This window comes from Kitasatospora sp. NPDC093550 (assembly GCF_044764985.1).
Classification (GTDB): Bacteria; Actinomycetota; Actinomycetes; order Streptomycetales; family Streptomycetaceae; genus Kitasatospora.
The window spans coordinates 149,814-170,133 of the sequence record NZ_JBIWJF010000008.1 but is presented as its reverse complement, the minus strand read 5'-3'; the positions used below and the strand labels follow the sequence as shown (position 1 = coordinate 170,133).

The 20,320-nt window shown below is 73.7% G+C and carries 21 protein-coding genes; 10 read left to right on the top strand and 11 right to left on the bottom strand.

What is annotated here, in order from left to right; genetic code table 11:
- Nucleotides 1-202: 202 nt before the first annotated feature.
- Nucleotides 203-1,147, bottom strand: a complete 945-nt coding sequence (locus tag ACIRD3_RS15255) for a PAC2 family protein (protein WP_402215908.1) — start codon at nucleotides 1,145-1,147, stop codon at nucleotides 203-205.
- A gap of 649 nt (nucleotides 1,148-1,796) precedes the next feature.
- On the opposite strand from ACIRD3_RS15255, the gene ACIRD3_RS15250 reads away from it, so the two are divergent.
- On the top strand, nucleotides 1,797-2,531 hold the full coding sequence (locus ACIRD3_RS15250; protein WP_402215905.1) for a GNAT family N-acetyltransferase: 735 nt from the start codon (nucleotides 1,797-1,799) through the stop codon (nucleotides 2,529-2,531).
- A 21-nt stretch (nucleotides 2,532-2,552) separates the two neighbouring features.
- Here the strand turns inward: ACIRD3_RS15250 and ACIRD3_RS15245 are convergent, their stop codons facing one another.
- Nucleotides 2,553-3,806 (bottom strand): ADP-ribosylglycohydrolase family protein, encoded by a 1,254-nt coding sequence (locus tag ACIRD3_RS15245; RefSeq protein ID WP_402215902.1) that lies wholly within the window; start codon nucleotides 3,804-3,806, stop codon nucleotides 2,553-2,555.
- Between the two features lie 110 nt (nucleotides 3,807-3,916).
- Here ACIRD3_RS15245 and ACIRD3_RS15240 point away from each other — a divergent pair, with 110 nt between their 5' ends.
- The gene (locus tag ACIRD3_RS15240) at nucleotides 3,917-4,912 is read left to right on the top strand and encodes a hypothetical protein (protein WP_402215900.1); all 996 of its coding nucleotides are present in this window, start codon (nucleotides 3,917-3,919) and stop codon (nucleotides 4,910-4,912) included.
- A gap of 53 nt (nucleotides 4,913-4,965) precedes the next feature.
- Here the strand turns inward: ACIRD3_RS15240 and ACIRD3_RS15235 are convergent, their stop codons facing one another.
- From ACIRD3_RS15235 to ACIRD3_RS15205, 7 genes are all read right to left on the bottom strand, one after another.
- Nucleotides 4,966-5,478 carry a ribonuclease gene (locus tag ACIRD3_RS15235; protein WP_402215898.1) on the bottom strand — a complete coding sequence of 171 codons (513 nt, stop codon included), beginning with the start codon at nucleotides 5,476-5,478 and terminating at the stop codon, nucleotides 4,966-4,968.
- A 262-nt stretch (nucleotides 5,479-5,740) separates the two neighbouring features.
- A complete protein-coding gene (gene ppdK / locus ACIRD3_RS15230; RefSeq protein ID WP_402215896.1) occupies nucleotides 5,741-8,449 on the bottom strand; it encodes a pyruvate, phosphate dikinase in 2,709 nt (902 codons plus the stop codon).
- A 110-nt stretch (nucleotides 8,450-8,559) separates the two neighbouring features.
- The gene (locus ACIRD3_RS15225; protein ID WP_402215893.1) at nucleotides 8,560-8,793 is read right to left on the bottom strand and encodes a hypothetical protein; all 234 of its coding nucleotides are present in this window, start codon (nucleotides 8,791-8,793) and stop codon (nucleotides 8,560-8,562) included.
- 219 nt (nucleotides 8,794-9,012) lie between these two features.
- Nucleotides 9,013-10,182, bottom strand: coding sequence for a tRNA dihydrouridine synthase DusB (dusB, locus tag ACIRD3_RS15220; protein WP_402215890.1), 1,170 nt, complete (start codon nucleotides 10,180-10,182; stop codon nucleotides 9,013-9,015).
- Nucleotides 10,183-10,284: 102 nt separating this feature from the next.
- Nucleotides 10,285-11,058: a DUF4097 family beta strand repeat-containing protein gene (locus tag ACIRD3_RS15215; protein WP_402215888.1), complete on the bottom strand. Its 774-nt coding sequence runs from the start codon at nucleotides 11,056-11,058 to the stop codon at nucleotides 10,285-10,287.
- Complete coding sequence (locus ACIRD3_RS15210; protein ID WP_402215886.1) at nucleotides 11,055-11,699, bottom strand: response regulator; 645 nt, start codon at nucleotides 11,697-11,699, stop codon at nucleotides 11,055-11,057. The genes ACIRD3_RS15215 and ACIRD3_RS15210 overlap by 4 nt, the downstream gene beginning before the upstream one ends.
- Complete coding sequence (locus ACIRD3_RS15205; RefSeq protein ID WP_402215883.1) at nucleotides 11,687-12,796, bottom strand: sensor histidine kinase; 1,110 nt, start codon at nucleotides 12,794-12,796, stop codon at nucleotides 11,687-11,689. The genes ACIRD3_RS15210 and ACIRD3_RS15205 overlap by 13 nt, the downstream gene beginning before the upstream one ends.
- Before the next feature lie 240 nt (nucleotides 12,797-13,036).
- Between ACIRD3_RS15205 and ACIRD3_RS15200 the strand changes: the two genes are divergently transcribed.
- Together ACIRD3_RS15200 and ACIRD3_RS15195 are read left to right on the top strand one after the other, a co-directional pair.
- Nucleotides 13,037-13,570, top strand: coding sequence for a hypothetical protein (locus ACIRD3_RS15200; protein WP_402215881.1), 534 nt, complete (start codon nucleotides 13,037-13,039; stop codon nucleotides 13,568-13,570).
- Nucleotides 13,567-13,986 (top strand): hypothetical protein, encoded by a 420-nt coding sequence (locus ACIRD3_RS15195; protein WP_402215878.1) that lies wholly within the window; start codon nucleotides 13,567-13,569, stop codon nucleotides 13,984-13,986. Before ACIRD3_RS15200 ends, ACIRD3_RS15195 begins: the two co-directional genes overlap by 4 nt.
- A gap of 32 nt (nucleotides 13,987-14,018) precedes the next feature.
- On the opposite strand, the gene ACIRD3_RS15190 is transcribed toward ACIRD3_RS15195, so the two are convergent.
- Nucleotides 14,019-14,909 (bottom strand): helix-turn-helix transcriptional regulator, encoded by an 891-nt coding sequence (locus ACIRD3_RS15190; protein WP_402216352.1) that lies wholly within the window; start codon nucleotides 14,907-14,909, stop codon nucleotides 14,019-14,021.
- A 111-nt stretch (nucleotides 14,910-15,020) separates the two neighbouring features.
- Here ACIRD3_RS15190 and ACIRD3_RS15185 point away from each other — a divergent pair, with 111 nt between their 5' ends.
- From ACIRD3_RS15185 to ACIRD3_RS15175, 3 genes are all read left to right on the top strand, one after another.
- A complete protein-coding gene (locus tag ACIRD3_RS15185) occupies nucleotides 15,021-16,475 on the top strand; it encodes an MFS transporter (RefSeq protein ID WP_402215876.1) in 1,455 nt (484 codons plus the stop codon).
- A gap of 252 nt (nucleotides 16,476-16,727) precedes the next feature.
- The gene (locus tag ACIRD3_RS15180) at nucleotides 16,728-17,156 is read left to right on the top strand and encodes a MarR family winged helix-turn-helix transcriptional regulator (protein WP_402216350.1); all 429 of its coding nucleotides are present in this window, start codon (nucleotides 16,728-16,730) and stop codon (nucleotides 17,154-17,156) included.
- Nucleotides 17,153-17,626, top strand: coding sequence for a MarR family transcriptional regulator (locus ACIRD3_RS15175; RefSeq protein ID WP_402215873.1), 474 nt, complete (start codon nucleotides 17,153-17,155; stop codon nucleotides 17,624-17,626). The genes ACIRD3_RS15180 and ACIRD3_RS15175 overlap by 4 nt, the downstream gene beginning before the upstream one ends.
- A gap of 48 nt (nucleotides 17,627-17,674) precedes the next feature.
- On the opposite strand, the gene ACIRD3_RS15170 is transcribed toward ACIRD3_RS15175, so the two are convergent.
- The gene (locus ACIRD3_RS15170; RefSeq protein ID WP_402215871.1) at nucleotides 17,675-18,121 is read right to left on the bottom strand and encodes an Lrp/AsnC family transcriptional regulator; all 447 of its coding nucleotides are present in this window, start codon (nucleotides 18,119-18,121) and stop codon (nucleotides 17,675-17,677) included.
- 94 nt (nucleotides 18,122-18,215) lie between these two features.
- Here ACIRD3_RS15170 and ACIRD3_RS15165 point away from each other — a divergent pair, with 94 nt between their 5' ends.
- The 3 genes from ACIRD3_RS15165 to ACIRD3_RS15155 all read left to right on the top strand — a co-directional run bounded on the left by ACIRD3_RS15165 (nucleotide 18,216) and on the right by ACIRD3_RS15155 (nucleotide 20,138).
- Nucleotides 18,216-19,028 (top strand): LLM class flavin-dependent oxidoreductase, encoded by an 813-nt coding sequence (locus ACIRD3_RS15165; protein WP_402215869.1) that lies wholly within the window; start codon nucleotides 18,216-18,218, stop codon nucleotides 19,026-19,028.
- Nucleotides 19,025-19,459 (top strand): nucleoside deaminase, encoded by a 435-nt coding sequence (locus ACIRD3_RS15160; protein WP_402216348.1) that lies wholly within the window; start codon nucleotides 19,025-19,027, stop codon nucleotides 19,457-19,459. Before ACIRD3_RS15165 ends, ACIRD3_RS15160 begins: the two co-directional genes overlap by 4 nt.
- A gap of 100 nt (nucleotides 19,460-19,559) precedes the next feature.
- A complete protein-coding gene (locus ACIRD3_RS15155) occupies nucleotides 19,560-20,138 on the top strand; it encodes an NADAR family protein (protein WP_402215867.1) in 579 nt (192 codons plus the stop codon).
- Nucleotides 20,139-20,320: the final 182 nt, after the last annotated feature.

Below are 20,320 nucleotides of genomic sequence, written 5' to 3'. Positions count from 1 at the left end.
GGCATCCCCCCGGCGGTACGACGAGTCACGGTCGGCTCCCCACGGCAGCCCGTCCCCCGGGCACCTCAGGCTCCAACGAGCGGTCGCCACCGATGACTCCCGCCTGCGCGACATCCTCCCAAGGGGAGGCCGCCTCCCCGGCGGGGGGCCGTTCCGTACGGGGGAAGGGGCGTTACGGGCCCGCCGCGCGCCTTGCTCCGCGCTACTCCGCGCCGCGCTCGTGGTCGGCCAGGAACTGCTCGAACTGCCGGCCCAGTTCGTCCGCCGAGGGCAGGTCCGCCGGCTCCGCCAGCAGGCTCTCCCGGCCGTCCGCGCCCGCCACGGCGTCGTACTGGCCCTCCATGCCGCGGATCGCCGAGCGCAACTCGCCGTCCCCGTCCGTCAGCTGCTCCTCGATGTCGGCGTAGACCTCGCCGACCCGCTCGCGCAGCCGGGTGCCGGGCAGCACCAGCCCGGTGGCGGACTGCACCGCCTCCAGGATCAGCACGGCCGCCGCCGGGTAGGCCGAGCGGGCCACGTAGTGCGGCACGTGCACGGCGAAGCCCAGGACGTCGTGCCCGGCCTCGGCCAAGCGGTACTCCAGCAGCGCTTGAGCGCTGCCCGGGACCTGCGCCTGCTCGAACCACTGCGGGTACCCGGGCGCGAGGTCCAGCCGGTTGCCGTGCGGCGTCAGGCCGACCGGGCGGGTGTGCGGCACGCCCATCGGGATGCCGTGGAAGTCGATCGACAGGCGGACCTCGAAGCGCTCCACCAGCTCGCGGACGGCGCGCGCGAAGCGCTCCCACTCGACGTCCGGCTCCGGGCCGCTGAGCAGCAGGAACGGTGCGCCGGCGGCGTCGTGGACGAGCTGGAGCAGGATCTCCGGCGGGTCGTAGGACGTCCAGCGGTCGTGGTCGAAGACCATCGCCGGGCGGCGGGCGCGGTAGTCCACCAGGCGGTCGTGGTCGAACCGGGCCACCACCTGCGGCGATCCCGTCTCCAGCAGGTGGGCCACCACCTGGCCGCCGGCCTCCCCGGCGTCCATGAAGCCCTCGAAGTGCTGGAGCAGCACCAGGCCGGCGCCGGTGTCGCGCAACTGCTCGGTGGCGGTGGCCACCGCGGCCACGCCCTGCTGATCCAGCTCGTACAACGCCTGGAAGTCACGCACCGCGCACCCAACCCCGTTCTCTGCTCGTCCCGGCCGACCGGCTTCTCGTCCTCTCCAGCGCGTGGGGCGCCGACGGAATTCCCGCCACGCCGGACGACTCGTCCGACAGCCGTGGCCGACCGCTCCGGACCATGATCGCATCCGACCGAAGAGCCCCTGGTCACAGGCCTGCGGTACCGTGGTCGCAGGCCCTCCGGAGCGGCCCGCGCGGCCATTCGCGTGCCGCGAAGTGACGCACCGCCTTCTGGCGGGTATCGTCCTCTCGCTGCCTCGCATCGTCGCGTCGTCGTCACGTCGTCCCGTAACGCCGTCGGCCACGTCCCGGTCCGGTGCTCGGCCAGCCACCCACGACGCATCTTGCCTTCACCTGGCCGCCTGCTTCCCTTCGCGCTCTCGTTTCCTTCTCGGCCATTTCGCGGACGCACACTGTCCCCTCGCTCTTCCCGCCGGACCGGTCCGAGGACCCGTGTCCGTTCCGGCACCCGCGCCGCCCGTTCCGGGCCGCCGCCCCCGCCCCGCCCGACCGGAATCCTCCGGCGTGCACGGCTACCCGGCGGACGGTCGGGGACGGGGCGAAACAGTCCACCGCACCCCGTGCCGCACCCCGGCGCGGGAGGCATCCTCCGACCGATGAAGGACCGAAGGTTCCGTGCCCGTACCTGTCATCCTCACCGGCCGCACCGTGCGGCTGGAGCCCCTCGCCGCGCACCACGCCGAGGCCATCGCCGAGGCCGGCGCCGAGGACCGTACGACCTACGCCTTCACCCCCGTCCCGCACGGCCTGGAAGCGGCCCGCGACTACATCGCGCGTGCCCTCGCCGACCAGGCCGCCGGACGGTCGCTGCCGTTCGCGACGGTGAACGTCGCGGACGGCCGGGTCGTCGGCTCCACCCGCTTCCTGGAACTGGACTACTGGCAGGGCCCGATGGTGTGGCCGCCGGTGCCCGGCGTCCCGTTCGGCGATCCGGCCACCGCCGTGCCCGACGCCGCCGAGATCGGCAACACCTGGCTCTCGCCGCGCGCCCAGGGCACCGGCATCAACACCGAGGCCAAGCTGCTGATGCTGCGCCACGCCTTCGAGACCTGGGGCGTGCAGCGCATCTCGCTGCGCGCGGACGCCCGCAACATGCGCTCGCGCGCCGCGATCGAGCGGCTCGGCGCGACCTCCGAGGGCGTGCGCCGGGCCCACTCGCGCGGGCTGGACGGGGTGGTCCGGTCGACCGCGTTCTACTCGATCCTCCAGGAGGAGTGGCCCGCCGTCCGGGACATCATCGAGCTGCGGATCGCCGCCGCCACCTCGCCGAGCGCGCCGGATCCGGCGATCAACCAGGAGTGCCTTAGACAGGGCGGCAGCGGCGCCGGGCAGCTGATGATCACGGCCTGACCCGGGTCCGGCCCGACCAGGTCACCGTTCGACCGGAAGCCCGCCCGCGGCGTGGTCCAGCAGGCGGGCGAGGTGGTCGAGGTCCGCGCCCGCGGGCAGGAGCCAGCGGTTGCGGGCCGCCTCCACCACGGCCGAGACCGGGCGCCAGCCGTGCCGGACCCGGCGGACGGCGACCTCCCAGACGGCATGGCCCCGCCGGTGGCGGATCCGGAGGGTGCCCTCGCGGGTGTGGACGTCCGTCAGGCGGGCGTCCAGCGCGGCCAGGGACGGGCCGGTGCGCATCCGCCGCCACTGCGCGTCCGTCCAGACCACGTCGGGGACGGGGTGCGGACGCGGCAGGAGCATCTCCTCCCGGCCGACGCCGACCGCGACCCCGCCCGGTTCCGGGAAGGCCCAGCCGGGCAGCGGCTCGCGGGCGGCCAGCCAGGGCCCCGGGATGCCCCCGGTGCCGGTGCGGGCGGCCACCACGCCGCCGGTGATCGCGGCGACGGTGTCCATGTCGCCGCCGGCCGCGATCGCCTCCCACACGGCGGCGCGGTAGTCGGTGAGGTTCCGGGCCGCGCACCACAGCGCGTACGGGACGGTGTCGGCCGCCGAGGTCCGACCGCCGTTGCCGAGCACCCGGGCGGCGGCCCGGAGGTCCGGTTCGGCGAGCAGGTCGATCGCCTCGACCAGACCGTCGCGGACGGCGCCGACGGGAGTGTGGTGCCGGACGGACCCCAGGAAGGCCGTCGGCGTCACCTCCGTGCTCCTGGCCCGCACCGCGATCGCCGCCGCCACGGCCACCGCGATCGCGCCGTCCACCGCCTGCGGGTGGGTGTGGGTGATCACCGCCGTCCGGGCGGCCTGCCGGACCACCTCGTCCAGGTCCCCGGCGAGCGCCGCGCCCAGCGGGGCGACCCGCATCGCGGCGCCGTTGCCGTAGGAGCCCTGCCCGTCGAAGAGTTCGGCGGCCAGCGCCCGGGCGTCGCCGCCCTCGCGGACCAGCCGCAGCATCCGGTTGGCGGCCGGGCCGTAGCCGCGGTCGAAGTCGTGGCGGTCGGCGAAGGCGTGGGTGAGGTCGAAGGCGTCGATGGTGCCGCGCTCGGTGTGGGCGGCGTACACCGAGCAGGCCATCTCGGTGTCATCGGTCCACGGCCAGGGGCCGGGCGGGTCGGTGCGGGCGTCGAGGTGGGCGCGGGCGGTCCCGGGAACGAAGAACTGGGCGCCGAGGGCGTCGCCGACGGAGAGGCCCTGCAGCGCGTCGAGCGCGGGGCCGGGGTGGGGAGTCGTCATATGGGCACCAGCTCAGCCGCTCGACCGCCCGTCGTCAACACGTTTGCCGGGAGACCCCCGACGGGGGGATGTTTCGCATACCTCCGATCCGGGCGGGCAGCACACCTGGCATGACCCGCGCGAACCCGCTCGACCCGGTCGCCCTGCTCGGCGCCGACCAGCAGCACATCGCCACCCGGGCGCAGCTGCGCCGGCTCGGCGTGCCCTCCGGCACCATCGCCCACCGGCTGCGGCCCGGCGGGCCCTGGCAACAGGTGCTGCCCCGGGTGATCTGCCTGCAGAACGGGAGGTTGACGGCTCATCAGAAGCTGCGGGCCGCCCTGGCCTACGCGACTCCGAAGGGACGTGAGCCGCGCGCCGGGGAGGTGCTGCTGACCGGCTTCGCGGTGCTCGCCGACGCCGGGCTGCCGAGCGCCGGGCACCCGGCCGACCTCGATGCCGTCGATGTCCTGATTCCACGCCAACGACGGGTCAGGGAAAGGGATTTCGTTCGGATCCACCGGGCGAACGGGGCGCTGCCGGGCGGCTTCGAGCGGGACGACGGGTTGTGGAGCACCACGGTCGCTCGGGCGCTGGCGGACCTCGCGCCGAGGGAGACCGGGCAGCGCCGGTTCCGGGCGCTGTGCGCGGAGGCCGTCCAGCGGCGGCACTGCGAACTCGGCGAGCTGCTGGACCAGTTGCTGACCCGGCCGGGTGCGCTCGGGCTGCCGCAGGTGGCCCGGGTGGTGGAGGACCTCACCGCCGGGGTGCGCTCGGTGGTCGAGGGCGACACCCGCGAGCTGCTGGCGCACGCGGGCCTGCCCGAACCGCTCTGGAACCCGGTGCTCTTCCTGGACGGGCGCTTCCTCGCCGTCCCGGACGCCTACTGGCCGCACTCCTGCGTCGCCCTGGAGATCGACTCCCGCGCCTACCACCTGCGCCCGGCCGACCACGAACGCGGCCTGGCCCGCGCCAACCGCCTCACCGCCGCGGGCCTCCCGGTGGTCCGCACCACCCCGGTCCAGCTCCGCCGCGACCCGGCCCCGGTCCTGCACGAACTGACCGCCCTGGTCACCACCGGCCCCCACGGCCCGCACCCCCGGATCACCTGGCGCCGGGCGCGGTGAAGGGGGGTGGGGGCGGTGCGGAAGCGGGCCCGCGCGGAGTCGGGGCGACCCGTTCAGCAGCGGGGGTCGATCTCCTGGAAGGTCGCGTAGTGGTCGGCGGACCAGTACTGCTCGCCGGCGTTGCCGGTGACCACGCGGCGGGTGCCGCGGTCGTTGGAGCCCGGGGTGACGACGGTGTACTCGTGGTAGTAGCCGTCGGCCTTCCGGGGGAGGCGGCTCTCGCGGTTCTCGAAGACGATGCCGTCGCGGTTGTACGGGTAGGGGCCGCCCTTGGCGATCAGGCCGAGGGTGTCCTGGGCCTGGCTGGGGAGCTTGGTGCGGCAGACGTCGGCGAGCGCGGGGTCGGCGGGGACCCAGGTGCCGGCCGCGGCGGTGGCGCCCCCGGCGGGCGGGGACGGCTTGGGGGCGGAGGGCTTGGGCGCCGAAGAGCCCGCCGTGGCGGCCGCGGTGGGGCCGGCGGCCTTGGGGTGGCCGCCCCCCTTGTCGGCGAGGAGGTACCCGACCCCGGCCAGCAGCGCCAGGATCAGCACGGCCACGACGACGAGCGGGTTCTTGCGACTGGTCATGCGCCCCAGCTTGGCAGGCGGCCGGGCCCGCTCGCCCGAACCGCCGGCGTGGCAGCGGCCACACACCCCGCCGCCCGCCCTTCCGTCCGTCCGTCCGTGGACGCAAGACGTACGGCAGGGCGGGAACGGACGCCGTTGTCCGTTCCCGCCCTGCCGTGTCACGTACGCCGGTTCTCCTGCGCCGAGCTCCGGTGTACGCCCTCCCGGTGGGAGGGGGAGCGGTCAGTCGTGCCCGCGCGTGAGGAGGGGATGCCTCCCTCACTCAGCGCGAGTCGCTGCCCGCCGACTCGATGGCGGCGCGGCCGGCCTCCAGGCGCGCCACCGGGATCCGGAAGGGGGAGCAGGAGACGTAGTCCAGCCCCACCTCGTGGAAGAAGTGGACCGAGTCCGGGTCGCCGCCGTGCTCGCCGCAGACGCCGAGCTTGAGGTCGGGGCGGGTGGCCCGGCCGGCCTCGACGGCGTGCTTGACGAGCGAGCCGACGCCGTCGCGGTCGATGGTCTCGAACGGGGAGACCCCGAAGATGCCCTTCTCCAGGTAGGCGGTGAAGAACGAGGCCTCCACGTCGTCCCGGGAGAAGCCCCAGACCGTCTGGGTCAGGTCGTTGGTGCCGAAGGAGAAGAACTCGGCGGCCTCGGCGATCTGCCCGGCGGTGACCGCGGCGCGCGGCAGCTCGATCATGGTGCCGAGCTTGATGTCCAGCTGGACGCCGGTGGACTGGGCGACCTCGGCGAGCACCCGCTCGCACTCGTCGCGGACCAGCTCCAGCTCCTGGACGGTGCCGACGAGCGGGATCATCACCTCGGGGCGCGGGTCCCCGCCGGCCAGCTTGCGCTCGGCGGCGGCCTCGGCGATGGCGCGGACCTGCATGCCGAACAGGCCGGGGATGACCAGGCCGAGGCGCACGCCGCGCAGGCCGAGCATCGGGTTCTGCTCGTGCAGCTTGTGCACCGCCTGGAGCAGGCGCAGGTCGTTCTCGTTCGGGTCCTTGCGGGCCTCGGCGAGGGCGACGCGCACCGACAGCTCGGTGATGTCGGGCAGGAACTCGTGCAGCGGCGGGTCGAGCAGGCGCACGGTGACGGGCAGCCCGTCCATCGCCTGGAAGAGCTCCAGGAAGTCGCCCTTCTGCAGCGGCAGCAGGGTGGAGAGGGCGAGCTCGCGGTCCTTGTCGTTGTCCGCGAGGATCAGGTGCTCGACCTCCTTGCGGCGCTCCTCGCCGAGGAACATGTGCTCGGTGCGGCACAGGCCGATGCCCTGGGCGCCGTAGCGGCGGGCGCGCGAGCCGTCCTCGGCGTTGTCGGCGTTGGCGCGCACGGCGAGCCGGCGGCGGCCGTCGGCGTGCGACATCAGCCGGTGGACGGCCTGGACCAGCCCGCCCTGGACGTCGGCGCCGGCGTGCAGGGTGCCCTCGAAGTACTCGACCACGGGGGACGGCAGGACCGGTACCTCGCCGAGGTAGACCTTGCCGGTGGCGCCGTCGATCGAGACGACGTCGCCCTCGTGGACGACCAGGCCGTCGGCGGTGGTGAAGCGGCGGGCCTTGGTGTCGACCTCCAGCTCCTCGGCGCCGCAGACACAGGTCTTGCCCATGCCGCGGGCGACGACGGCGGCGTGCGAGGTCTTGCCGCCGCGCGAGGTGAGGATGCCCTCGGCGGCGATCATGCCGTCCAGGTCGTCCGGGTTGGTCTCGCGGCGGACCAGGATGACCTTCTCGCCGGAGCGGGACCACTTGACGGCGGTGTACGAGTCGAAGACGACCTTGCCGATCGCGGCGCCCGGCGAGGCGGCGAGGCCCCAGGCGATCTGGTGCGACTCGGCGTTCGGGGCGAAGCGGGGGAACATCAGCTGGGAGAGCTGGCCGCCGGTGACCCGCATCAGGGCCTCGTCGAGGTCGATCAGGCCCTGGTCGACCAGCTGGACGGCGATCCGGAACGCGGCCGCGGCGGTGCGCTTGCCGACGCGGGTCTGCAGCATCCAGAGCTTGCCGCGCTCGATGGTGAACTCGATGTCGCAGAGGTCGCGGTAGTGGTTCTCGAGCTTCTGCATGATCGCCATCAGCTCGTCGTACGACTTCTTGTCGAGCTTCTCCAGCTCGGCCAGCGGCAGGGTGTTGCGGATGCCGGCGACGACGTCCTCGCCCTGGGCGTTGGACAGGTAGTCGCCGTAGACGCCCTGGGCACCGGTGGAGGGGTCACGGGTGAAGGCGACACCGGTGCCGGAGTCCTCGCCGAGGTTGCCGAACACCATGGTGCAGACGTTGACCGCGGTGCCGAGGTCGTTCGGGATGCGCTCCTGGCGGCGGTACAGCCGGGCGCGGTCGCCGTTCCAGGAGTGGAAGACGGCGTGGATGGCGAGGTCCATCTGCTCGCGCGGGTCCTGCGGGAAGGCCCGGCCGGTCTCGCGCTCGACGATGCCCTTGAACACCTCGACCAGTTCCCGGAGGTCGGAAGCGTCCAGGTCCAGGTCGTTGACGGTGCCCTTGGCGTGCTTGGCCTCGTCCAGGGCCTCCTCGAACAGCTCGCCGTCGACGCCCAGCACGGTCTTGCCGAACATCTGGACCAGGCGGCGGTAGGAGTCCCAGGCGAAGCGCTCGTTGCCGGACTGGGCGGCCAGGCCGGTCACCGACGCGTCGGAGAGGCCGATGTTGAGGACGGTGTCCATCATGCCGGGCATGGAGAACTTCGCGCCCGAGCGGACGGAGACCAGCAGCGGGTTGTCGGCCTGGCCGAGCTTCTTGCCCATCTCCGCTTCGAGGGCGTCCAGGTGGGCGCTGATCTCCTCGTGGAGCGAGGTGGGCTCGCTGCCCGTCTCCAGGAAGACCTTGCAGGCCTCGGTGGTGATGGTGAACCCCGGAGGGACGGGGAGCCCCAGGTTGGTCATCTCGGCCAGGTTCGCGCCCTTGCCGCCAAGAAGATCCTTGAGGTCCTTGTTTCCTTCGGTGAAGGAGTAAACAAACTTCTGCTGGGACGGCACGGGTCGGTCTCCTCGTACGCGGTTGCCCTGACGCCGGAGAACATACCCATTTCGAAGGCACTTCTCTGCCCTGAATAGGCCACCCGAGGCCGGTACCGAGGGGTAACCCGCTAGATCGAATGCACATAAAGGCGTTCACCTCTGTTGGTGAAATCGTCCGCCTGACGCGAGCAAGCGTTCAACTCTTGAACGCAAAGAAACGCGAAGATCACACGATCCGGACGCTGGGTAGCGGCCGCGCTTCCGTCGCGTTGCCCCGGCTTGATTTCCTGCACCCGGATCGCCGATCCCCGGCTGACCGGCTTCGGGAAGCGATCCACGACCGACCTGTCCATTTCGTCCACTGACCCGACGTCAGTCCGCGAAGCATGTGGCAAGCGTCACCAGCGCATCTCATCGGTCGAACGTAGACCGCCTCCGCCGATCGTCGCACAGTGTCCAGAAATGTGCTCGTTCCGTGACATCCGGAGGACGAAAAGGAGCCCTCTTGTCCAGAATGGACAAGAGGGCCGGGACCTGGTGGCAATCGGCCCGTGAGGGCCGATTTCTACGGTCCGTATAGATCATCCACCGGAGGTGTCCGATTCGGCGTCCTCGCCCGGCCGGGCGCAGTCGTACGGATCGTCCAACCACCCCTCCGGCAGGACCACCCGGTTGTTGCCGCTGGTCCGCCCGCGCGGGCCGTCCGCGCCGGCCGGCCAGCCCTGGGACTGCTCCACCTCGGCCAGGGTTTCGGCCAGTTCGGCCAGGGAGGAGGAGTTGGCGAGCCGCACCCGCAGCTCGGAGCCCACCGAGAAGCCCTTGGTGTACCAGGCGACGTGCTTGCGGAAGTCGATCACACCGCGCGCCTCGTCCCCGATCCACTCCCCCAGCAGCTGCGCGTGGCGCACCATCGCCCGCGCCACGTAGCCGAAGTCCGGACGGGCGTAGTCGACGTCGCCCTCGAAGATCGCGACCAGGTCCTTGAACAGCCACGGCCGGCCCAGGCAGCCGCGGCCCACCACGACGCCGTCGCAGCCGGTCTCCCGCATCATCCGCAGGGCGTCGTCGGCCGACCAGATGTCCCCGTTGCCCAGCACCGGGATGTGCGACGGGACGGACTCGCGCAGCCGGGCGATCGCCGACCAGTCGGCCGTCCCCCCGTAGTGCTGGGCGGCGGTGCGACCGTGCAGGGCGATCGCGGCCACGCCCTCCTCCGCGCCGATCCGGCCGGCGTCCAGGTAGGTCAGGTGGTCGTCGTCGATGCCCTTGCGCATCTTCATGGTCACCGGGAGGTCGCCCGCGTTGGCCACGGCCTCGCGCAGGATCTCGCGCAGCAGGTTGCGCTTGTACGGCAGCGCCGAGCCGCCGCCCTTGCGGGTCACCTTGGGGACGGGGCAGCCGAAGTTGAGGTCGATGTGGTCGGCCAGGCCCTCGTCCGCGATCATCCGGGCGGCCTTGCCCACCGTCACCGGGTCCACGCCGTACAGCTGGATCGAGCGCGGCTTCTCGCTCGGGTCGAACTTGATCAGCTGCATGGTCTTGGCGTTGCGCTCGACCAGCGCCCGGGTGGTGATCATCTCCGAGACGTACAGGCCCTTGCCGCCGCTCTGCTCGCGGCAGAGGGTGCGGAACGGCGCGTTGGTGATGCCGGCCATCGGCGCCAGCACGACGGGCGGCCACACCTGGATCGGGCCGATGTCGAGCGGCGCGAACTCGGTGTCGGACGCGGTGGGTGCGGGCGTGGCTGTCATGCGCGGCTGACCTCGGGTCGGGGGACGGGACTCTCCATTGTCCCCCACCCGGGTGAGCGGCCCGCGCTGCGACCGGGGCTCCGGCCTTCCGCCGGGCCCCGGCTACGACGGATTGATGCTGATCGACCCCGAGGTGACCGTCGCGTGGATGTGGTTCGGGCTGTCGGAGTCGGCCAGCTCCGGGTCGATCCGGCCGTTGCCGGAGCCGGTGTCGCTGGAGAAGGCGTAGCGGCTGCCCCGCGGCAGGGTCATCGTCACCGAGCCCGAGGTGGCCTTGGTCGTCACCTGCTGCGGGGGCCGGTCGAAGTCCAGCTCCGTCGAGCCCGAGGTGGTCTGGACGTCCACCCGCCGCGCGTGCAGGTTCTTGCCCTGGACCAGCCCGGAGGTGGCGCGCGCGGACACGTCCCCGGAGACGTCGGCCAGCAGCAGCTCGCCGGAGGTGACCCGCACGTCCAGGTTCCCGCTCAGGCCCTCCACCTGGACCGAGCCGGAGCCCACCGACCCGGACACCTCGGTCGCGGCCGGCACGTCCACCTCGATCTCGGCACCGCAGAAGTCCGCGACCGGCACCAGCTGCCGGCACTGCACCCCGACGGTGACCAGGTCGTCCGTGAAGACGGTCGACACCACCGGCTTGCGCACCATCCACTCCAGCCGCTGGCGGACCACCACGTGGTCCACCCCGCCGGCCCGCACCTTGACCGCGGCGTTGCCGGTCTGCAACTTCAGCCGGTGGACCGGCCGGTCGTACGACCGTGAACTGCTCGACCGCTGCTGCGCCACCATCGACCAGGTCTGCAGCCCGCCGCCGATCATGACCAGGACGGCCGCGACCGACCCGGTGACCCGCCAGCCCCTGGCCGTCCCCGCCGTCACCCGACCTCCAGGAAGCGCAGCACCGCCATCACCCGGCGGTGGCTGTCCTCGGCCGGCGGCAGGTCCAGCTTGGTGAAGATCGCGTTGATGTGCTTGGCCACCGCGCTGTCGCTGACCACCAGCGAGGCCGCGATCGCGGCGTTGGAACGACCCTCCGCCATCAGCGCGAGCACGTCCCGCTCGCGCGGGGTCAGCTTCTCCAGCGGGTCCCGGTGGCGGCGCACCAGCAGTTGGGCGACCACCTCCGGGTCCAGCGCGGTGCCGCCCTCGGCGACCCGCTGCAGGGCGTCCAGGAAGTCGTCCACGTTGGCCACCCGCTGCTTGAGCAGGTAGCCGACGCCGCTGGTGTTGGTCGACAGCAGGTCGGCGGCGTACCGCTCCTCCACGAACTGGGAGAGCAGCAGGACGGCCGTCTCCGGCCACTGCCGGCGGATCACCATCGCCGCCTTCACGCCCTCGTCGTGGAAGCCCGGGGGCATCCGGACGTCCGCGACCACCACCTTGGGGCGGTGCTCCTCGACGGCGGCCAGCAGTTCGGTGGCGTCCCCGACGGCGGCCACGACCTCGAAGCCCACCGCCTCCAGGACCTTGACCAGGCCGACCCTCAGCAGGACCGAGTCCTCGGCGATCACAGCGCGCACGGCAACTCCACGGTGATGGTGGTGGGCCCCCCGAGGGGGCTGAGAACGGACAGCGTCCCGTCGACCGAGGCGGTGCGCTTGCGCAGACCGGTGAGCCCGGTGCCGCGCGAGGGGTCCGCGCCGCCCACGCCGTCGTCGCTGATGACCAGGCACAGCCGGCCGCCGACCGTCCGCACCGAGAGGTCGACCCGGCTGGCCCGGGCGTGCTTGGCCACGTTGGTGAGCGCCTCCGAGACGGTGAAGTAGGCCACCGCCTCGACGGTCGGGGCCACCGGCTCGGACAGCTCGACGTCCAGGCGTACCGGCAGCGGGGCGCGGGCGGCGATGCCGGACAGCGCCGCGTCCAGGCCGCGGTCCTCCAGGACCGCCGGGTGCAGGCCGCGGACCAGGTCGCGCAGCTCGTCGATGGCCGCCTGGGCCTCCTCGTGCGCGTCCACGATCACCTGCATGACCTCGGGCCGGACGTCCTTGAGGGTGCGCCGGGCCAGGCCCAGGTTCATCGCCAGGGAGGTGAGGCGCTGCTGGGCGCCGTCGTGCAGGTCGCGCTCGATCCGGCGGCGCTCGGCGTCCACCGCGTCGACCAGTCCGGCCCGGCTCTCGGCGATCTCCTCGACCCGCCGCTCCAGGGCCTCCGCCCGGTCCGGGCCGAGCAGCCGCTGCGCCGCCCACACGTCCAGCCGGGCCGTCAGCGCCGCCGCCCAGGGCGCCACGACCAGCAGCAGCGCCCCGGCGACGGTGAGCCCGGCGTCCAGCCCGGCCAGGTCCGAACGCAGCTCGGTGCCGGGCGGCATCAACCAGATCCAGCCGTACAGGGTCACCAGCACCAGGGCGCCGGCCGCGGCGTACACCACCGACAGGGCGGCCACCGCCAGCAGCGGGCCGACCAGCAGGTGGTGGAGGACCTGACGCCAGGTCATCCCCAGCAGCCAGATCCGGCGTCCGGTGAGCGGCCGCGGCGGCGGGATCTCCACCCCGTACAGGGCGCGCAGCCGGCCGCGCTGCAGCGCGGTCAGCGGGCGGGTGCAGAGCAGGGCGGCGGCGAGCACCGGGAAGAGCAGCTTGGACTCGGTGACGGCCAGCAGGACCGGTACGGCCACGGGTATTCCGGCGGATATGAAGCGGACGTCCCGCCAGACCTCGGGCGACCACGGTGGACGCCGGAGGCTCCTGACGAGCGCTCGGCGCAGCGTGGTGGAGGGCATGGCCGACAGCGTAGGGCCCGATGATCACCGGCCGCCATGAAGGGGGGTGCCCGCCGGGGGTGTACCTAGCTACACCCCCGATTCGGTGTGGGACACCACCGACAGGGAGGGGGCCGCGGAGGAAAGCTTGGGGCCATGACGACCACCGCAGCGCACTCCGCCACTCCGCCGCACGGGCGGCCCGTCCCCGGGAACCACGGGGGTGTTCCCGGGGGCGCGCTCCGCCCGGCGTCGGAGCCGGAGGGGACGCTGTCGGCCGGGGCCGGGCCCTGGTCGGTCCGCAGCGTCGGGTCCGGCCGCGGCCGGGCCGCGCTGGAGCTCTACCAGCACGGCGAACTGGCCGACGTCCTGGTCGCCTCCCGGCTCACCCCGCAGCTGCTGCGCGGGGCGCGGCGCAGCCCGTCCGGCGGGCGGGACCGGCACGCGCTCGCCTGGGGGCGGCTGCCGGCCGACGGTACGGCGCCCTCGGTGGTGTTCACCGGGCGGCGGGGGCTGCGGCCCCGCGGGCACCGGGTCGCGGCCGAGGTGGTCACGGTGGCCGGGCGGTTCTGGCTGGCCTGGGCCGAGGGGCCGGTCGACGCGGTGCTGGTCGAGCACCCGGCGGACGGGCCGGCCGAGCGGCTGCCGCTGGAGCGGGTCGCGGCGCGGCCGGCCGGGGGTGCGGCATGAGCACCGCCGTCCTCTCCGCCCGGTGCGCCGCGTCCGCCCCGGCGTTCCCCGCCTCCCCCGGCTCCTCGTCCGTCCTGCCGGAGCGCTTCGCCCGGGTGCCCGTCACGGCGGCGGTCGCGCTGCTGCCCTGGCTGGCCGTCCTCGCCGTCTGCCACGAGACCCCGTGGGTCGTCCTGGACCTGGTGGAGTTCTCCGCCCTGCTCTCGCTGGACGCGCTGCTGCGCCGACGCAGCCCGGCCGCGCTGTGGGCGGGCGCGGCGGTGGCCCTGCTGCTCACCGGGGACGCGCTCGCCGACATCGCCTGCGCCGGGCCGGGGTACGCGGTGCTCGCGGCGCTGGTCATGGCGGGCTGCGTCGAGCTGCCGCTCGCGGCGGTGTGCCTGCTGCTCGGCCGGGACGCGGCCGGGCGGGCCTAGTCGGCCGTACGGGCTCAGCCGGCCGTACGGGCTCAGCCGGCCGAACGGGCCCGGGCGTTCGTCGGGAGCCGCTCCATCAGGGCGCGGGTCTCGTCGTCCAGCGGGGTGTAGGTGATCATCCGGGTACCGAGCTGGGGGCTGAGCCAGAAATTGGTGTACTCGCAGCTCAGCAGCCCGACACCGGGCACCTGGAAGCGCTTGACGCCGTTGCCCGGCCGCATCACGTCGTGCCGCTGCCAGAGCTCGGCGAAGTCCGGCGAGGCCTTGAGCATCCGGGCCAGCAGGGCCTTCCAGGCCGGTTCCGAGCTGTGGTCGGCCATCGCCGAGCGGAACCGGGCCACCATGCCGAGGCGCTCGGTGCGGTAGTCGACCAGCACCTCGCGGAACCGCGAGGGCGTGAACGCCAGCCACATCAGGTTCCGGTCCTCGGGCGCCATCGCGTCGAGGTCGCCGACGATCCCGGTGTACGGCGCGTTGTACGCCAGCACGTCGTAGCGGGAGTTGGCCACCACGGCCGGGATCGGCGCCAGTTGCTCCAGCAGCAGCCGCACGCTCGGGGTCACCGACGGGCACTCCTTCACCGGTGCCGGGTCGTCCGCGCCGGCCAGGGTGAACAGGTGCGCGCGCTCGCTGGGGTCCAGCAGCAGCGCCCGGGACACCGCGTCCAGCACCTGGGCGGACACCTGGATGTCCCGCCCCTGCTCCAGCCACGTGTACCAGGTCACCCCGACCGCGGCGAGCTGCGCGACCTCCTCGCGGCGCAGCCCCGGCGTACGGCGGCGGCCGGTCATCGGCAGGCCCACCTGCTCGGGCGCGATCCGCTCGCGGCGGCTGCGCAGGAACGCGGCCAGCTCGTGCCGGCGGGCGTCGTCGGGCGTGGCCGGGCTCGCGGGGGCCGTACGGGCTTGCCCGGTGGGGGTCATGAGGCTCATGCTCCCCAGCATGCGGCAGTCGCCATCCTGTTGCCAGGTACTTCTTATACCTGGATAACCACACTCTGGTACCAGGGTACGGAGCGGCGGATCGTATGACCCGTGACCCAACAACTCGCCGTCGCCCCCGCCCCGCACCGCACCGCCACCACCCCCGGCACCGCGGCCCCCGGCGCCCCCGCCCTCGGCACCGCCGGTCTGGTCACCGTCCTGCTCGGGGCCTTCCTGCCGATGCTCGACTTCTTCATCGTCAACGTCGCCCTGCCCACCATCGACAAGGACCTGGCCGCCGGGCCCGCCGTCCTCGAACTGGTCGCCGCCGGCTACGGCATCGCCTTCGCCGTCCTGCTCGTCCTCGGCGGCCGCCTCGGCGACAGCTTCGGCCGCCGCCGGCTCTTCGTCGTCGGTGCCATCGCCTTCGCCCTCACCTCGCTGGCCTGCGGACTCGCCCCCGACGCGTGGTCCCTGGTCGCCGCCCGGGCCGCCCAGGGCGCCTCGGCCGCACTCCTCATCCCGCAGGTGCTCGGCACCATCACCGCCGCCACCGACGGCGCCCGGCGCGGCCGCGCGCTCAGCGTCTACGGCGCCGTCGGCGGGATCTCGGTGGTGATCGGGCAGGTGCTCGGCGGGATGCTCGTCGCCGCCGACCTGTTCGGCACCGGCTGGCGCTCGGTGTTCCTGCTGAACGTGCCGTTCGCCCTGCTCGCCGTGGTGCTCGCGGTCCGCTACGTCCCGGAGAGCAGGGCCGCCGAGGCCGCCCGGGTCGACGTGCCCGGAACCGTGCTGCTCACCGGCACGCTGCTCTCCCTGCTGATCCCGCTGATGGAGGGCCGGGCCGCCGGCTGGCCGCTCTGGTCCTGGGTGCTGCTCGGGCTGTTCCCGCTCCTGGCCGCCGCCTTCGCCCTGGTCGAGCGCCGCGCCGAGCGGCGCGGGGACACCCCGCTGGTGCCGCCGACCCTGCTGCGCATCCCCGAGATGCGGCGCGGCCTCGGCATCGCCCTCCCCTACTTCGCGGGGTTCGGCGGCTTCATGTTCGTCATCGCGGTCGCCCTCCAGCAGGGTCTGGAGCTCGGCCCGGTCGCGGCCGGCTGGGCGCTCGTCCCGATGGCGGTCGGCTACTTCAGCGCCTCGCTCGCCGGTCCCCGCCTGATCGGCCGCTGGGGCAGCCGGGTGCTCAGCGCCGGCGCCGTCGTCCAGGCCCTCGGCCTCGCCACCCTCGCCGTGACCGTCCTCGCCGACTGGGCGCACTTCTCCCCGCTGCGGATGGCCCCCGGTGTCGCCCTCGCGGGCATCGGGCAGGGCCTGATCGGCACCCCGCTGTTCCGGGTCGTCCTCTCCAAGGTGCCCGCCGCCCGGGCCGGCGTCGGCAGCGGCGTCCTCGCCACCGGCCAGCAGTCCAGCCTCGCCCTCGGCGTGGCCACCCTCGGCACCCTGTACCTGTCGCTCTCCCCCGGCCTGGGCATGGACCGCGCGCTCGCCCTCTGCCTGGGCATCCAGCTCCTCGGCTCGTTCACCATCCTCTACCTGACCACCCGCCTCCCCCGCTCCATCGGCTGACCCGCCGGGCCTCCGGGCCCCGGGCGGCGGCGGACGGCCCCGCGATCGCGTGTCGATCGCGGGGCCGTCGGCGTCCGGGCACCGGGCACTCCCACGACCTCGTGCCCACCGCTCGGGCGCGAAGGCTCCGTCCGGCACGGAAAACAGTAGCCATGGACATAGTAGCCATGTACCGTATATCCCGTGAGCACAACGGAAGCGAGTTCGACGGCCGAGGGCGCGACAGCGGGGTTCCTGGTCTGGCGCCTGTCGATGAAGTGGCGGGTGGCCGTCGACCGGGCGGTCGCGCCGCTCGGACTGACCCACGCCCAGTACGCGGTGATGGCGTCGCTGTACGGCATGGCGCGCTCCGGGCTACGGCCCAGCCAGCGCCGGCTCGCCGACCACACCGGCATGGAGGCGCTGTACGTCTCCAAGCTGGCCCGCGCCCTGGAGGCCAACGGGCTCGTCGCCCGCACCCGGGACCCGCACGACCCGCGCGCCATGCAGCTGGCGCTCACCGAGCAGGGCCGCGAGGTCACCGGCCGCGCGATCACCGTGGTCCAGGGCCTCCTGGACCGGCTGCTGGAGCCGCTCGGCGGCCAGGACAGCCCGCGCGCACGGCAGTTCACCGCCGAACTCACCGCCCTGCTCGACGCACCCCTTGATCCGCCCACCGAGAACGACGAGGAGCGACCATGACCACCACCGCCCCCAGCCCCACCCCCACCGTGAACGGCCGGGTCATCGCCCTGGCGCACTACGCCGCGCGCGCCCTCCTGGAGGGGGTGCTGGACCGCCACGGCCTCACCTTCCACCAGAGCGTGACGCTCCGGGCCGTCGCGGTGGCCGGCGGCTCCATCGCCCGGGAGGAGCTCGTCCGCGACGTCACCGGCTCGCTCAAGGCCGACGCACCGGCCGTCCGCACGGTGATCGAGGAGCTGACGGCCGGACAGCTGCTCGCGGACGACCCGGCGGAGGCCTCCCGGCTGCGGCTCACCGGCGCCGGGCGCGACCGGTACGAGCGCACCACCGCCGAGACCGCCGAGATCACCGCCCGCCTCTACGCCGGCATCCCGGCCGAGGACCTCGCCGCCGCCGGCCGGGTGCTGGCCCTGGTCACCGAGCGCGCGAACGCCGACCTGGCCGCGGGCGGGGGCACCCCCGCCTGAGGCCACGAGCCCGGCCTCGCCCCGCAGGCGGGGGTCCGGGGACGGGCCCTACGGCCGGGCGGGCCCGCGCAGCGGCAGGGTCCGGCTGTAGACGACGCTGGTGGTGGTGCTGCCGAAGCCGGCCAGCTCGTCGACCAGGGCCTCCAGGTGCTCCATGGAGGTCGCCGCGAGCTTCAGGGTGTAGCAGTCGTCGCCGGTGGTGCGCAGGCACTCCAGGATCTCGCGCCGCTCGGCGAGCAGTCGGCGCAGCGGCTCGTGGCGGTTGCCCGGGTACTTCAGCCGGACGACGGCGAGGACGGGGTAGCCGACCTTCGCCAGGTCCACCGAGGCGTGGTAGCCGGTGACGACGCCCAGCGACTCCAGGGTGCGGACGCGTTCGGTGGTGGCGGAGGGGCTGAGGTTCACCCGTCGCCCGAGCTCACTGAGCGAGATCCGGGCCTCGCGCTGCAGCTGCTCGATGATCGCCCAGTCGGTGTCGTCAAGATTCACGGCCATCACGCGAATCTACCGGGAGAACCACGGCAGACCACCCCTCATGACGGTGAAGACGGGGTTCCGACCGCCATGATCACGGGGATAGCCTCGGGTCATGCAACTCGGCGTCAACGTACCGAACTTCGGCCCGGGGACGGACCCCGGCGCCCTGCGCGACTGGGTCCGGACCGCGGAGGGCCTCGACCTCGACCTGCTCATGGTCTCCGACCACATCGCGGTCACCGCGGACGTGGCCGAGCGGTACCCCGAGCCGTTCTACGAGCCGTTCACCACGCTGTCCTGGCTCGCCGGGATCACCACCCGCCTGCGGCTGGGCACCACCGTCCTCGTGCTGCCCTACCGCAACCCGCTGCTGGTGGCCCGGATGGCCGACACCCTCGACCGGCTCAGCGACGGCCGGTTCGTCCTCGGGGTCGGGGTCGGCTGGGCGCGCCAGGAGTTCGACGCCCTGGGCGTGCCGTTCGCCGCGCGCGGCCGGCTGACCGACGAGTACCTGGACGCGCTGCGCGGCTCGTGGGAGGAGCGGGGCCGGGCCGTACCGGTCTGGATCGGAGGCCACAGCGAGGCGGCGCTCCGACGGGCGGCCCGCTTCGGCGACGCCTGGCACCCGCTGCGGCTGCCGGTCGCCCGGATGCGGTCGGTCCTGGCCGAACACCCGGTGCCCGGCTTCGCACCCCGCATCGCCCTACGGCTCACCACCGCCCCGGTCGAGGATCCTGAGCGCCCGGCCGGCGTCGGCACCGTCGAACAGGTCCTGGACGACCTGCGGCAGTTGCGCGAACTCGGCGCGGGGACCGTGGTGTTCGACCCCTACCACGGGGACCCGGAGGAGACCCGGCACCCGCAGACGGCCCGACAGGCCCTCACCACCGTGGCCACCCACTGGAGGACAGCGTGTTCGACCTGACCACCGAAACCGACCGGACCCTGCTGCGCCGCGCCATCGCCATCGCCGCGACCGCGGTCACCCTGGGCGACGCCCCGTACGGCTCCCTGCTGGCCGGCCCGGACGGCGAGGTCCTCGCCGAGGCCCACAACACCGTCCGGCGCGACGACGACATCACGGCCCACCCGGAGCTGAAGCTCGCCCGCTGGGCGGCCCGCGAACTCGACCCGGACACCGCCGCCCGCACCACGATGTACACCAGCTGCCAACCCTGCGGGATGTGCCACGGCGGCATCGTCCGCTCCGGCATCGGCCGGGTCGTGTACGCGCTGTCGACGGAGCAACTCGTCGCCCTCAACCCGCAGTCGGGCGCCTGGCCGGCGGTACCGACGGAGGGGCCGGCGCTGTACGAGGAGGCCCGGCAGCCGATCGAGACGTACTACCGGCCGTAGCCCCCGGGGCCCTGACCCCGGGGGAAGGTCCCCCGGCTGCGCAGTGACGGCCGGGGGAATCGGTTCGCGGCCCCGGGACCCTTTGTGTCACTATGACGATATGAGCGAGATGCATGCGGGGGACCCCGCCGCCGTCCGCAGCCGCGAGGAGCTGGCGGCGCTGATGGCCGACGGGGTGCACCCGAAGTGGGTGATGTTCTGGGGGCACACGGCCCGCAAGGGCGGCGGCCACCGGCAGGAGTGCCTGAGCCAGTGGTGGCCCGGGGAGTTCACCGTCGACGGGGTGACGTACGCCTCCGCCGAGCACTGGATGATGGCCGGCAAGGCCCGGATGTTCGGGGACGAGGCCATCGCGCAGCAGGTGCTGGCGGCCCGGACGCCGGCCGAGGCGAAGAAGCTGGGCCGCCTGGTCAAGGACTTCGACGACGAGACCTGGGCGGCCGGGCGGTTCGAGCTGGTCGTGGCGGGCAACGTGGCGAAGTTCGGGCAGGACGAGGCGCTGCGCGCCTACCTGCTGGGCACCGGCAGCCGGGTGCTGGTCGAGGCCAGCCCGGTGGACCGGATCTGGGGCATCGGGCTCGCGGCCGACGACATCCGGGCGCAGCAGCCCTCGGAGTGGCGCGGGCTGAACCTGCTGGGCTTCGCGCTGATGGAGGCGCGGGCGCGACTGAGCGCATGAGCACGGTCGCCCCGCCCCTGGACGGGACGGTGGCGGTCTCCGCCGCCGCCTCGCTCGCCCCGGGCCCGTAGTGCGAGGCCACCCTCCTACGGAGCGCGACCGGCGCACTTCTTGCCACGACCGCCCTCTGCGCGCTCCTTGACACCACTCGGGCACGACTGGTCGTGCGCTCTTAACTCGCC